The 14,172-nt window shown below is 52.4% G+C and carries 14 protein-coding genes; 7 read left to right on the top strand and 7 right to left on the bottom strand.

The genetic code is table 11. The annotated features are described in order from the left end of the window. Positions 1-149 precede the first annotated feature (149 nt). A complete protein-coding gene (locus tag RIC05_RS02585; protein WP_350046291.1) occupies positions 150-842 on the top strand; it encodes a glutathione S-transferase family protein in 693 nt (230 codons plus the stop codon). Positions 843-958: 116 nt separating this feature from the next. Next, complete coding sequence (locus RIC05_RS02590; RefSeq protein ID WP_350046290.1) at positions 959-1,285, top strand: hypothetical protein; 327 nt, start codon at positions 959-961, stop codon at positions 1,283-1,285. A 107-nt stretch (positions 1,286-1,392) separates the two neighbouring features. Here the strand turns inward: RIC05_RS02590 and RIC05_RS02595 are convergent, their stop codons facing one another. Beyond that, positions 1,393-3,252 carry an autotransporter domain-containing protein gene (locus RIC05_RS02595; RefSeq protein WP_350046289.1) on the bottom strand — a complete coding sequence of 620 codons (1,860 nt, stop codon included), beginning with the start codon at positions 3,250-3,252 and terminating at the stop codon, positions 1,393-1,395. A gap of 217 nt (positions 3,253-3,469) precedes the next feature. Then, positions 3,470-4,810 (bottom strand): MFS transporter, encoded by a 1,341-nt coding sequence (locus RIC05_RS02600; protein ID WP_350046288.1) that lies wholly within the window; start codon positions 4,808-4,810, stop codon positions 3,470-3,472. 451 nt (positions 4,811-5,261) lie between these two features. On the opposite strand from RIC05_RS02600, the gene cyoA reads away from it, so the two are divergent. The 5 genes from cyoA (at position 5,262) to RIC05_RS02625 (ending at position 10,386) form a co-directional block, all read left to right on the top strand. Beyond that, positions 5,262-6,392, top strand: a complete 1,131-nt coding sequence (gene cyoA / locus RIC05_RS02605) for a ubiquinol oxidase subunit II (RefSeq protein ID WP_350046384.1) — start codon at positions 5,262-5,264, stop codon at positions 6,390-6,392. Between the two features lie 91 nt (positions 6,393-6,483). Further along, entirely contained in the window at positions 6,484-8,490 is a 2,007-nt protein-coding gene (gene cyoB / locus RIC05_RS02610) for a cytochrome o ubiquinol oxidase subunit I (RefSeq protein WP_350046287.1), read from the top strand. 10 nt (positions 8,491-8,500) lie between these two features. After that, positions 8,501-9,121 carry a cytochrome o ubiquinol oxidase subunit III gene (gene cyoC / locus RIC05_RS02615; protein ID WP_350046286.1) on the top strand — a complete coding sequence of 207 codons (621 nt, stop codon included), beginning with the start codon at positions 8,501-8,503 and terminating at the stop codon, positions 9,119-9,121. Beyond that, the gene (locus tag RIC05_RS02620) at positions 9,118-9,501 is read left to right on the top strand and encodes a cytochrome o ubiquinol oxidase subunit IV (RefSeq protein WP_350046285.1); all 384 of its coding nucleotides are present in this window, start codon (positions 9,118-9,120) and stop codon (positions 9,499-9,501) included. The genes cyoC and RIC05_RS02620 overlap by 4 nt, the downstream gene beginning before the upstream one ends. Before the next feature lie 90 nt (positions 9,502-9,591). Beyond that, positions 9,592-10,386, top strand: a complete 795-nt coding sequence (locus RIC05_RS02625; protein ID WP_350046284.1) for an SURF1 family protein — start codon at positions 9,592-9,594, stop codon at positions 10,384-10,386. 100 nt (positions 10,387-10,486) lie between these two features. Here the strand turns inward: RIC05_RS02625 and RIC05_RS02630 are convergent, their stop codons facing one another. From RIC05_RS02630 to RIC05_RS02650, 5 genes are all read right to left on the bottom strand, one after another. After that, positions 10,487-11,044, bottom strand: a complete 558-nt coding sequence (locus RIC05_RS02630; protein ID WP_350046283.1) for a peroxiredoxin-like family protein — start codon at positions 11,042-11,044, stop codon at positions 10,487-10,489. 133 nt (positions 11,045-11,177) lie between these two features. Beyond that, entirely contained in the window at positions 11,178-11,801 is a 624-nt protein-coding gene (locus RIC05_RS02635; protein WP_350046282.1) for a class I SAM-dependent methyltransferase, read from the bottom strand. A gap of 172 nt (positions 11,802-11,973) precedes the next feature. Beyond that, positions 11,974-12,555 (bottom strand): TetR/AcrR family transcriptional regulator, encoded by a 582-nt coding sequence (locus RIC05_RS02640; protein ID WP_350046281.1) that lies wholly within the window; start codon positions 12,553-12,555, stop codon positions 11,974-11,976. A gap of 133 nt (positions 12,556-12,688) precedes the next feature. Next, positions 12,689-13,216, bottom strand: a complete 528-nt coding sequence (locus RIC05_RS02645) for a dihydrofolate reductase (protein ID WP_350046280.1) — start codon at positions 13,214-13,216, stop codon at positions 12,689-12,691. Beyond that, entirely contained in the window at positions 13,216-14,010 is a 795-nt protein-coding gene (locus RIC05_RS02650) for a thymidylate synthase (RefSeq protein WP_350046279.1), read from the bottom strand. The genes RIC05_RS02645 and RIC05_RS02650 overlap by 1 nt, the downstream gene beginning before the upstream one ends. Positions 14,011-14,172 lie beyond the last annotated feature (162 nt).

Genomic DNA, 14,172 nt, shown 5'->3' on the forward strand with positions numbered 1-14,172 from the left:
AGAGGCTCCTTTAACTTTTATCTGGTGGCAGGTTCAATAAACGGAGCTTGCCAATTGCGGTGTTATCGGTCAATTTAAAACGATCATTCCAAAAGACAATGCCGGGTCACGGTTTTGTGTAAATCTGCTGACCCGCAAGGAGACTATTTATGATCCGCTTCTATTTTCATCCGACGCCAAACCCGCAGAAAATCTCGATGATGCTTGAGGCATCCGGGCTTGAATATGAAGTGCTGCCAGTTGATACCCGCAAAGGTCAGCAGCACGATCCGGCGTTTCGTTTGATCAATCCGAATGGCAAATTGCCAGCGATTGTTGATACCGATGGCCCGGGTGGCAAGGAAGTCCGCGTTTTTGATTCGAACGCGATCTTGCTCTATCTCGCAGAAAAGTCTGGCAAGTTCCTTGGCAAGGCCGAAGACCGCGGCGAGTTTCTGTCATGGTTGATGTTCATTGCCACGGGTCTTGGTCCGTTTTCCGGTCAGGCTGTGCATTTTCAGCATGTCGCACCCGAAGGCAGCGACTATGGCGTAAACCGCTATCGCAATGAAATCGCCCGCCACTATCAGGTTCTTGAAGATCATCTTGCTGGTCGCGATTTCATCGTCGGTGACGAATTGACGATTGTTGATATCTCGGCATGGGGCTGGATCGACAAGGCACCCTTTGTTCATAAAAACCCGGATGTGATGGACAAATACCCGAACATCAAACGCTGGTTCGATGCCGTCAACAAGCTTCCGGCAGCGATCAGCGCACGCGACGTTGGCAAAGGCCACAGCTTTAAGACCGAAATGGACGAAGACGCCAAACGCGCGATGTTCCCGTCGAACTACGTTTAAGGGCGGCTGAAATCTGTTTGGAAAGTTTGGCGTTGCAATCATTGCACTTTTGAAGTGCAATGATTGCTGGGGGAGACAACCCTAAAAATCCAAATTTTCCGAATGAGGTTGTCTTTATGCAAGAACTTGAAATTACAGACGGCCGAATTGTGCGTATCTGGTGGTTACTTACCTGGCGCACCTTTGCAGGGGCAATGATCGGCGGAATTGTGATCGGCTTTGCGGCCAGTTTTGTCATTGGCATCATCAATGAAACGGCTGGCCGAACCATCCTTGAACGGGGCTTTATTGTTAGCCTTCTGGAAATGTTCTGGATGTTTATCTGGCAGTTCTTTGTCATCAAGATGATGCTGCGCAAACGCTATAATGGTTTCAGGTTGGCGATTATCGCGGATGATCCGTCCGCTGCAACCGAACCAGAAACATCACCGGCACAGCCATAACAGTCAGAACTATAGTTCCAGTTTTGTAAGTTTGACGGTTAGAAAAGAAAACACCCCCGACCAATGATCGGGGGTGTTTTGTTTTTGGGTGGTGTGCTTGGAATTGATCAGAACGGCACGGAAAGACTGACTTCTATCGCGCTTTCATCAGATTGATCATTGTCATTGGCAACCGACATCATATGCGAAAGGGCGAGTTCGCTGCTAAGATCACCAAAGCTGTATCCCAGTCCGCCGCGAAGACGCTGATTGCCATATTCGGTCAGATTGCTGCCAAAGAAGGGTTTGACGATACCAAGATCCTGACCATTTTCGTCACTTAGCACAAAGCCATAAGTGATCGTTCCGGCCAAGGTGTATTCGGTGTAATCGGTCCGCCCGATCAGATAGTTTCCTTCAAGCGACCCATTCAATCCGGTTTCACTGTCATACAAACGCAAACCACCACCAAGATTAAAGGCCGTGGCATCGTCGTTGATTTCGTCGGTGAAATCATAGGTCATGCCAGCTTCGACAAACGGGCTGAGTGTCAGGCTGCCCTGATAAACATCATAGGCCATTTCGACAGCAGGTTTGACCTGGCGGGTGTTCGAACGGGTCTCGCCAATAGCCGTGCCACCGCTTTCGGTGTAGCTATCAACGGTTTTGCGCGCTGCAAGGACGGCAAGGCTTGGGGAGACCGAAAGCGGGGTCTCGTCAACCGGGCGATAGCGGTAAGACGCGGACAATGCACCGTACCAAAGATCGGAATCTGTCTTGCCGGAAATCGATCCGTTGCTGCGGGTAACGTCAATGTCGCCCATGCCATAGCCGGCTTCAACGACAAGGTTTAAGCCCGCAATCGGGTTATAGATGGCATAAGGGGAAAACACCCAGCCAGCTTCGTCATATGTGCCGGTATTGAACGTGGTGGTCAGTTCGGTGTCGCTATAACCCAGCGAAACGCCAGTCGTCAGGTTTTCAGCAACGCGGTAATCGACCCCGATATTATACCCCCAGACATCGCCGTCATAGCGGCTGTCGGTTGACCCGCTAACATAGTCGTTGTCAACGCTGGTATAGGATCCATGTCCCCAAACCGTAATCGGCGAACTTGATGAAAGGGCGGTTCTGCCATCGGTTCCAGCCGCACCGCCAATATCGCCCTGATCTGTTGGGCCCAGTCCAAGCGCCTGCTGTTGGGCGTTTTGGGCCGCGATAAGGGAGCTGTCAAAGTTGCCGATCATGGCAAGCTGTCGCAGGCCGGTACTGGTTTGGTTCATCGTGCTTTGGCGATAGCTGCTGTCATCGGCAAAGCTTGGATTGTCAGAATTGTTGCTGTTTGATCCACCGGTGCCACCGGTTGATCCACTTGCCCCACCAGCGGAAGCGCCACCGGAAGCGCCACCGACGCCACCTGTCGGACCGGCGCCAACCGATCCGGTAACCACAGAGGCGCGGGCACCGATATTTTGTTGAACAACTGTCGTTTGTGAACGCGAAACAGCCCCGACGACAGCAGAAGTGGTTGTCGCACCAGAGCCGGCGACACTGACGACCGAGCACGACGTTGCCGTGATGGACATGTTGCCGGGACCTGTATTGGCAATTTGAATGGTGGCGTTGGATGTTGCCGCGTTGGCGGTAAAGGATACCGTCGTGCTTCCGGCATTGGACAAGGAGCCGGTTTTGGTGCGGTTATTTGATGTGTCGTTATTGTCTGTATAGGTGAATGTGTAATTGATGCCGCCGCCGACTGCAGAGATGGAGAAAACGGGGGTCGCTCCGGCCACGGCAGACATGTTTGTATAGAGACGTGTATCGCCGTTGTTTACCGTAAAAGTCGATCCACTGAATTCTGTGCAAACGGCCGTCCCGCCCAAAGGAGCTGCGTGGGCGCTGTTACTGCCATAACCTGCGATGAGTGCTGCTGTTGTCAGGATGCCTGCCACAGGCAGAATACGGTTATTGTTTTTTGTGTTGAACACTCGTTTTCATCCGATCATGTGACGCTATACAGATAGATAGTGTGTCTGTTGGCAATAGCGGTAACAGAATGTTCCGAAGCGAACAACGAAATGAACCTGGTTGCCAGAATATGTCAGGATTGACCATCGTTTCGCGTTGTGTTCGCTATATTTCCTTTTGAACAAAAACACCCCCGACCAATGATCGGGGGTGTTTGAATTCAAGATGTTTTCGCACTCAGTCGGTGGTTTTGGCACCGAACTGTTTGTTGAATTGCAGGACCACCAAGGTGACAACTGCACCGGACATCAGGTAGGCACCGACACCGGGCAGGCCGAACTTGTCACACAGATAAAGTGCGATCAGCGGGGCAAATCCGGCACCAAGCAGCCATGCCAGATCCGATGTAAGGGCCGAACCGGTATAGCGGTATTCCCGCTTGAAGTTTGATGCCAGCGTTCCGGCAGCCTGACCAAAGCAGAGGCCAAGAACAGCAAAGCCACCCAGCACAATCATGCCTTCATTGATGATGTTGAAGGAATAAAGAAGCGGGGTGAGGATGGCACCAAGCAGGATGATCCCGGCACTGTATCCCAGCAAACGGCGACGGCCGAGCTGATCGGCAATGAAGCCCGATGCAATGATGCCAAAGGCACACAGCACAGCGCCAACACCCTGGGTCAAAAGGAACTGCCCGGCATTGCCATTGGCGTAAAGATAGACCCAGCTGAGCGCAAAGACCGTGACGAGATGGAACAGTGCGTAGCTGACCATCGGGACCAAGGCACCCAGAACAACGGTACGACCGTTATGTTTAAGGGTATCGATCACGCGGGCTGGTTCGAGTTCATTCTGTTCAAGCAGATGACCGAATTCCGAGGTTGCCACAAGGCGCAGGCGGGCAAACAGGGCCACCACGTTAATGGCAAAGGCCACGAAGAACGCATAGCGCCAGCCAAAGGCAAGGAAGTCATCGGGATGCAAGGTCAGGATCAGATAGGCAAACAACGAAGATGCCAGCATGAAGCCAAGCGGAGCACCCAATTGCGGGATCATCGCATACCAGCCCTTGCGGTTGTCCGGCGCATTAAGGGCGAGCAGGGATGACAGACCATCCCATGCACCACCCCATGCAAGACCCTGCAGGAAGCGGAAGGTACAGAGCAGATAAATCGCAAGGATGCCAGCTGACTCAAAGCTTGGCAGGAAGGCCATGGCCGCGGTCGATCCACCGAGCATGAACATCGCTATTGTGAGCTTCACCCCACGGCCATGATGCCGGTCTACGGTCATAAAGACGAGGGAGCCGACAGGGCGGGCGATGAAAGCCAAGGAGAAAATGGCAAAGGAATACATGGTGCCCACAAGTGCCGTTTCGCCGGGGAACAGCAATTGCGGGAAGACCAGTACCGATGCGATGCAATAGACGAAAAAGTCAAAGAATTCCGATGTCCGGCCAATAATCACGCCAAGCGCAATTTGACCCGGATCGTTGGTGGCGTCGGCATTGTGATGCCGCGCATCGCGTTCCAAACCTGAAGAGGTGGCGGTCGCGTAGTTTTCTGGTGTTTGGTTCACGCCGTTCTCCCGAATTCACTGGTCGGACCTTTTCGGTCCTAACTGCTTTTGATTGGATCACAAAAACGGATCGCTCGGCGATACGACTTTGGGATCGAGTCTGAGTATAAACATGTGAATTCAAAACGTCAGTGTCAATTATCACCCCGCACCGCACAACGTATGGTTTACGTTGTAATGATAATTGTCATTGAGACCCTGCTATGCATGGCGCATACCTTGACATTGCTGCATCGCAGCTATAGCAATTTCCGCGAAATTACGATCTGGTAGATTATTGAAAAAAATTTGCCAAAATTGTGCCTTTTCCGTGGATGTTTAGGATGTTCATTCCTATATGCGATGCGGTGGGGTACGACGTGTGGCGGTCTCCGATGGATCGTTCATGCGGCTTGCAGGCATATGGTTGTCTGTGAGAACATCTTCCAGAAACAGACAAAGTATGAAGCGCATGCTTTCAAAACTTGTACGCGGCGTGGCTGTTGCCTCGATGTTTTCGCTTCTGGGCGGTTGCAATCTGGTTGTGATCGACCCGTCGGGTGATATTGCGTCACAGCAGTCCGACCTGATTATTGTGTCCACAATCTTGATGCTGCTGATCATCGTTCCGGTGATGGCACTTACGGTTTTCTTTGCCTGGAAATACCGTCAGAGCAACAAGGATGCGGAATACGATCCCGAATGGCACCATTCCACAAAACTGGAAGTCATCATCTGGTCTGCACCATTGGTAATCATTATCGCACTTGGCGCGATTACCTGGGTAACGACGCATACGCTTGACCCGTATCGTCCGCTTGACCGCATTGATGCCGAACGTCCACTGCCCAAAGGCCACAAGCCGATGGTGGTGGAAGTTGTTTCCCTTGATTGGAAATGGCTGTTTGTCTATCCGGAACAGGGTATTGCAACCGTTAACGAGCTTGCTGCTCCGATTGATACCCCGATCCAGTTCAAGATTACCTCTTCGGGCATTATGAACTCCTTCTTTATTCCGGCTCTTGCGGGCCAGATTTATTCGATGGCGGGCATGGAAACCAAACTCCACGCCGTGATCAACGAAGAAGGCATTTATGACGGCTTTTCGGGGAACTATAGCGGTGAGGGTTTCTCTCATATGCGCTTCAAGTTTCACGGTCTGAGTCAGGAAGGGTTTGATAACTGGGTCAATGATGTGAAGGCGGACGAGAACTTCCTTGGTCGTTCCCAGTATCTTGAGCTTGAAAAACCAAGCATCGATGAGCCGGTTCACCACTTTAGTGCCGTGGACCCGGAACTCTATACCGCGATTCTCAATATGTGCGTCGATCAGTCGAAAATGTGCATGAACGAGATGATGTCGATCGATGCGAAAGGTGGTGGCGGACTTGCCGGTATCCACAACGTCATGTCTTTGACCTATGACGTGCCGCAGATGCGTGGCAGCCAGCCGTTACCCGAAAGCAAGTCCTATGTGGCGTCGCTTTGCACCACCCCGGAAGGTGGTTTGAGTGGCGAGATCGCGAACCTGCCATTGTTTGATAATGGGAAGGCAGCATCCGCCATGAGCGTCGCACCTAAAGGTATTTCGTCAGCGTTCTAAAGCAGTGCCGGTTGGTCTATGCCAACCGGCCCTTCGTAGTGAGTGTACCGGACATCCGGTGCCTTGCTGCATTTGAAAGAAGAGTAATCCGATGTTCTCTGATCCGGACCTTTTACATTTTATATTTGGCCGGCTGTCACTTGATTCACTTCCGTTCCATGAACCGATCCTTGTGGTGACGTTTGCGGCGGTGGTTCTGGGCGGTATCGCTGTTGTCGGCGGTATCACCTATTTCCGCCTCTGGGGATATCTCTGGAACGAGTGGATCACGTCGATTGACCACAAAAAAATCGGCATCATGTATATCATTCTGGCGATTATCATGCTGTTGCGTGGTTTTGCCGATGCTTTGATGATGCGTGCCCAGCAAGCGATGGCTTTTGGTGGATCGGAAGGTTTCCTTCCGCCGCACCATTATGATCAGATCTTTACCGCCCATGGCGTGATCATGATCTTCTTTGTGGCCATGCCGCTGGTGACGGGGCTTATGAACTTTGTTGTGCCGCTGCAGATCGGTGCGCGCGACGTTGCTTTCCCGTTCCTGAACAATTTCAGCTTCTGGATGACCACCTGTGGTGCCGCGCTGATCATGGTGTCGCTGTTTATCGGCGAGTTTGCCACGACCGGCTGGCTGGCATATCCGCCGCTGTCTGACAGTGTTTACAGTCCGGGAGTCGGGGTCGATTATTATATCTGGGCCTTGCAGATTGCCGGTGTCGGGACGTTGCTTTCGGGTGTGAACCTGATTGTGACCATCGTCAAGATGCGCGCACCGGGCATGAGCATGATGAAAATGCCGGTCTTCACCTGGACATCGCTTTGCACCAACATTCTGATTGTTGCAGCATTCCCTGTTTTGACCGCCGTTTTGGTCCTGCTGGGTCTTGACCGTTACGCAGATACCAACTTCTTCACCAACGATCTTGGCGGCAACGCCATGATGTATATCAACCTGATCTGGATCTGGGGCCACCCGGAGGTGTACATCCTGATCCTGCCAGCGTTTGGTGTGTTTTCCGAAGTTGTGTCGACCTTCTGCCGCAAGCGTCTGTTTGGCTATAGCTCGATGGTTTATGCCACCGTGGTTATTACCATTCTGTCCTATGTCGTCTGGTTGCACCACTTCTTCACGATGGGGTCGGGGGCTAGTGTGAATGCCTTCTTTGGCATCACCACCATGATCATTTCGATCCCGACGGGTGCGAAAGTCTTCAACTGGCTGTTCACCATGTATAAGGGCCGCATCAGCTTTGAAGTCCCGATGCTGTGGACGATGGGCTTTATGCTGACCTTTGTGATCGGCGGGATGACCGGTGTCATGCTTGCGGTTCCGCCTGCTGACTTCGTGCTTCACAACAGTTTGTTCCTGATTGCGCATTTCCACAATGTCATCATTGGTGGCGTGGTGTTCGGGATGTTTGCCGGTATCGTTTACTGGTTCCCGAAGGCGTTCGGCTTCAAGCTTGATGATTTCTGGGGCAAGATGTCGTTCTGGCTTTGGACCATCGGGTTCTATTTCGCCTTCATGCCGCTTTATGTGCTTGGCCTGATGGGCGTTACCCGCCGTATGAGCCAGTTTGACGATCCGTCGCTTCAGATCTGGTTTGTTATTGCGGCCTTTGGTGCGCTTCTGATTGCCGGTGGTATCGGGTCCTTCATCATGTCGATTGTTGTTGCGGTGATCAAACGTGACAAACTTCGTGATGAAACCGGTGACCCGTGGGGCGGTCGTACGCTGGAATGGTCGACTTCGTCGCCACCGCCAGCCTACAACTTTGCTTTTACCCCGGTTGTTCACGAGCTTGATGCATGGGCTGATATGAAGAAGCGTGGCTATGTCCGTCCGACTTCCGAGTTCATTGATATCCACATGCCGAAAAACACCGGTGCTGGTTTTATCCTGGCAGCTATCTCGCTCGTTCTTGGCTTTGCGTTGATCTGGCATATCTGGTGGCTTGTGGTTGCAAGCTTCATTGCCCTGGTCGGCGGCGCGATTGCGCACACCTTCAACTACAACCGCGATTATCACATCCCGGCGCACGAAGTTGTGAAGACCGAAGACGAACGAACTGCCCTTCTGGCAAAGCAGCAGGCGTAAAGGAATGACAATGGCGAATAATACTGCCGCGCAGACCGAAACGCCGGTCTTTTACCTGAAAGAAGAGCATCACCCGGAAACCGGGACGATGCTTGGCTTCTGGATCTATCTGATGAGCGATTGCCTCATCTTTGCGATCCTGTTTGCGACCTATGCCGTTCTTGGCCAGAACTATGCCGCAGGTCCGGCACCGGTAGATCTGTTTGATCTGGAACTGGTGGCGATCAATACGTCCATGCTGCTGTTCTCGTCGATCACGTATGGTTTTGCTATGCTGCAAATGGAAAAAGGCAACATTGCCGGAACCCAGTTGTGGTTGGCGATTACCGGTCTGTTCGGGATCGCGTTCGTGGGCTTGGAAATCTATGAGTTCCATCACCTCTGGAGCATTGGTGCAACACCGATGCGCAGTGGTTTCCTTTCAGCATTCTATACGCTGGTTGCGACCCACGGTCTTCACGTGACGTTTGGTATCATCTGGCTTGTGACCTTGATGGTTCAGGTGTCCCAACGTGGTCTGATCCCGGAAAACAAGCGTCGCCTGATGTGCCTGTCGATGTTCTGGCACTTCCTTGACGTCATCTGGATCGGTGTTTTCTCCGTTGTTTATCTGCTGGGAGTTCTGGGATGAGTGCACATTCACACGCACATGATGACCATCACGGCGATGGCGGTGCCGCCCACGGTACTTTCAAAAGCTATCTGATCGGGTTCATCCTGTCGGTTATTCTGACAGCGATCCCGTTCTGGCTTGTGATGGACGGGACCCTTGACAGCAAGATTGCAACCGCCCTTTGGGTCATGGGTCTTGGTGTGGTTCAGATCATTGTTCACATGGTCTATTTCCTGCACATGAACACCAAATCCGAAGGTGGCTGGAACATGCTGGCGCTGATCTTTACCCTTGTGATCGTTGCGATTGCCATCGCCGGTTCACTGTGGGTTATGTATCATCTTAATACCAACATGATGCCGCAGATGGATCATGAAATGATCCCAAGCTTCGGCTAGGTTTGGCTTGATATTTAAAGGGGGCGCGATACTTGACTTTGGTATCGCGCCCTTTTTTTGACGAAAAATCCGTTTTTGAAAGACACCGGGATGACCGATCACAGCGTTCGACAAACCGCAACCGATACTCAGAAAACCGGGCCATCGATGACGACACGGATCGGTGTGTTGTTGCTCGCCGTCATTCTGTTTTCAGGCTTTTGCGGCCTTGGATACTGGCAAGTTGAACGCCGGGCCTGGAAGCTTGATCTGATTGAACGGATTGATGCACGGGTGCATGGCGATGCAATCGAAGCACCGGGGCGCGATGACTGGGCGAATGTCAGTCGTGCGCGCGATGAATATCGCAAGGTCAAGGTCACCGGCACTTATCGCAATGATCTGGAAAGTCAGGTCTATACCGCGACTGATTACGGGGCCGGGTATTGGGTGATGACGCCGTTGATGCGGAATGATGGGAGCATTGTCATGATCAATCGCGGCTTTGTCCCGACCGATCAGCGTGATCCTGAAACCCGCCCTGACGGGATGGTTGAGGGGGAGGCCACGATCACAGGGCTTTTGCGTATGGACGAGCCGGTTGGGACGTTTATGCGCGATAATGTGCCGCAAGATGACCGGTGGTATTCCCGTGATGTTAAGGCCATGGCGATCAAACGGGGATTGGATGGCAATGACGTAGCACCCTATTTCATTGATGGGGATGGTGCGCGTAATCCGGCAAAGCTTCCGGTGGGCGGCCTGACCAAGATCAGTTTCGCCAATAACCATGTGACCTATGCGCTGACATGGTTTGGCTTGGCGGGATTAAGCATTCTTGCGGCATGGATTGTGTTGCGTCCACGCAGACGCAAACCAGATGGCAGTGATGCGGACGAGGATTAAGTTTGCGCGCAAATGATCGAACAAAAACAAACAAGCCCGACATCATCGCGATGCCGGGCTTTTATGTAGGGGAAGTTATTCCCCCGATAAATGTCACAGATTACGGATTGGTATGATCAATCACTTCGCCGCGGGCCGGATAGTTTTTGGCAATGACGAAATCAAGCGCGCCAAGGATCTGATCAAAGGCCGGGCGGGCGAACGGCATGGTTTGAACCGTGCCGAAATAAAGGGTGCCATCCGGGCGAACAAGGAAAAGACCCGGTTCGGAAAACAGGGCTGGTTCTTCAAACCCGCTTGAGGTCACACCGTTCGAGGTCGAGATGTAAAGACCCCATTCGCGGGCTTTCTCAAGGCTCAGACCATATCCAAGATCAAGATTTTCAAGGCCCCATTTTGCCTTGGCTTCGGTGGCGCGGTCTTCGGCGTCCGAGGACAGAACCACAACATTGACACCCCGTTTGGCAAACTCTTCAAGCTTGGTATCAAGGTCTTTGAGGTACTTGCCGCAAATCGGGCAATGCAGGCCGCGGTAAAACACCACCATGGTGAAGTTTTCCGGGCTTTGATCAGCAAGCGACCAATTGCCGCTACCGACCAGCGGGACCGACAGGGACGGGACTTTTTGACGGGGCATCAAGGCGGTAATTGCGGACATTTTATTCCTCATGATTTTTGTGAGTGATCGTTGGATATAAATATGGAACGATCATTCCAAATAGCAATCAGAATATGCCGCGTTCACCGAACTGTGATCGGCCACCGGTTAAGGAAACGGCAGGAAACAGGGGTTAGCGGTGTTTGGCCACGATGAAGCGTGAACCGGTCTTGGCGGGGTAAACGCCACTTTCGATGATTTCGAACCCGGCATCGCGGATCATGTCATCAAGTTCGACATAGCCAATGAAATGGACAAGCGGTGCCAGCCCGACTTTCTGCATGCACCAGATCAAAGGGCGCAGCAGGGGCATTTTTTCCGCCAGACAGGGCGTCTTGGAAATGAAAAGCCCACCGGGTTTCAGGAGGGCGTGAATAGAACCGACAGCGGCCTTCGGGTCATCGATCAGATGTAAAACATTAAAGCCCGCGACAACGTCATACCGGGTGTCATCCTGGCTCAGGTCATCAAGTGTTGCCTTGCGAAAGGTGACATTTTCGATCTTTTGATCGGTTGCTTTGCCTTGCGCAATTTCGATCATTCGCCCTGAGATATCTGTGGCGGTAATTTCTGCGACATCGGGGGCCAGTTTCAGGGCGGTTGTGCCGGTCCCGCAGCCAATTTCGAGAATGCGCGTGGTTGGTGACAGATGTTCGCGGGTGCGTTCGAGCGTTTTGGCATAGGCCGCTTCGTCGCCAACAGGTTTGCGGGCATATTTATCTGCCGCAGAGTCCCAGAACGTGTCACTGCGTTTCATCACTTGGCCGCCTGTTATGCCCGATCATGTGGGCTGATTGAACCGGCAGAGACTATTGACGAGGGCACAGGTCGACGCAACCCGAAATAATCGAATTTGGCGGAAATAAAACCATTGATAAAGGCGGGATGTGGGTGTGCGCGAACCAAACGGTAAGCTTATGCCGCACGCCCTAGTTAAGGGCAGCGAGAATGGTTTCGGTGTAATCTTCGAGTGTTTCCTGATCCGCACCACGGCGCGACATCAATTGCACACCCTGGATCGATCCGGCAAAGAACCGGGCCAATGCACGCACGTTTTTGTCGCTGCTGATCGATCCATGGGCAATTCCGCGCGAAAGTGCGGCGACAAACATATCTTCGACGCGGCGGAACGACTGATGGGCAATGGCCGCTGTTTCCGGATCATGCGGGGCCAGTTCCATACCCGAATTGACGATCAGGCAGCCTTTGTGACGGCCTTCCTTGCAGCCGGTCTTTGCCGTATCGCGAAAGGTTTTTTCGATGGCCTTGCGGCCATCTTCGATTTCGCGCAGATCGGCAAAGCGCTTGGTGCTGATTTTCAGGCTGTAATGATCCAGAACGCGCAGGAACAGGGCCTTTTTGTCGCCAAAGCTTGCATACATGCTTGCGCGGTTGAGCCCGGTTTCATTCACCAGATCCTGAACGGAGGTGGATTCAAACCCTTTGCTCCAAAAGATGTTCATGGCGTTATCAAGAACGCTTTCTTCATCAAATGCGCGTGGCCGGGACATGGCAGTTCCTTGCGTGTTTATCAGATATCTGGAACGAGTGTTCTGTAACTTATCTAAAGATGGCGGTTATGGTCACTAAAATCAACTATTGCGGTGTCACGTGATCGTGTGGTGATCGCGAGCAGCCTATGCGTTAGCGGCGATCAAGCGTGACAAAGCTGTAATCCGGGCCATCCGGGTTCGTAATCTTCTGACGGGCGCTTTCCGTCCATTGATCAGACGGTAATGGATCAAGGAAAGTGTCGCCATCAATTTCGGCATGGACTTCGGTTACTTCAAACCGGGTGGTGAAGGGCAGGGCGAGCTTATAAATCTGTGCCCCGCCGGCAATGATCACTTCATTAACGCCATCGGTGGCAGCAATTTTATCGCCGAGTTTGATCGCGCTTTCGACATCGTGGCACACGCGGACATTTTCATGATCGAATGACCAGTCTTTATCGCGGGTGACAACGATGGTCACACGTTTGGGCAACGGCCTGCCAATCGCCTCAAACGTCACACGGCCCATGATCATGGGTTTACCAAGGGTGAGCGCCTTAAACCGTTTAAGGTCTTCGGGCAGTTCCCACGGCATCCAGCCATCTTTGCCAATCGCGCCATTTTCGGCCGATGCAACCACGGCAACACGTTCGATCCGGTCGTTATTGTTGGCTGGCATCAGACAGCGACCTTACCGGCGATATGGGGATGCGGGTCATAGCCGACCAATTCGAAATCATCGAATTTGAAATCAAAGATCGATTTGACATCCGGGTTGATTTTCATGGTCGGAAGTGGTCGGGTTTCACGCGAGAGCTGCAATTCCACCTGTTCCAGGTGGTTGGTGTAAAGATGCGCATCGCCAAGGGTATGGACGAAATCACCAACGCCAAGATCGCAAACCTGCGCAATCATCATGGTCAGAAGCGCGTAGGAGGCAATATTGAACGGAACACCCAGGAAGATATCCGCACTGCGTTGATAAAGCTGACAGGAAAGTTTGCCATCAGCGACATAGAACTGGAACAGGCAATGGCAGGGCGGCAGCGCCATGTTTGGCACATCGGCCACATTCCACGCAGAAACAATCAGGCGGCGGGAATCGGGATTGGTTTTGATCTGATCAATAAGGCCGGTGATCTGATCAATGGTTTGATCATTGGCACCCTGCCATGAGCGCCACTGTCCGCCGTAAACCGGGCCAAGATCGCCGTTTTCATCGGCCCATTCGTTCCAGATGCGCACGCCGTTATCTTGCAGATATTTGACATTGGTGTCGCCATCAAGGAACCACAGCAATTCATGAATGATCGATTTCAGGTGCAGCTTTTTGGTGGTGATCATCGGAAAGCCCTTGGCAAGGTCAAACCGCATCTGATGACCGAAAACTGATACGGTTCCGGTTCCGGTGCGGTCTTCCTTGTGGGTGCCGGTATCGCGCACCAGGCGCATCAGGTCGAGATATTGCTGCATGCTGTGTCCTGCATTTTTCTGAATCGCGTTCGTCGCAGCATAGTCAGGTCGGAAGATGTGGGCAAGCCGTGCAGAACCGCTTTCAAAAGTGCTGTGGATTTAGGGTCCAAACTCATTCACATAATCGTCCCGGTCACCCGGATTTGTGCGGATACACGAAGC

The organism is Thalassospira sp. (assembly GCF_040218635.1).
GTDB lineage: Bacteria > Pseudomonadota > Alphaproteobacteria > Rhodospirillales > Thalassospiraceae > Thalassospira.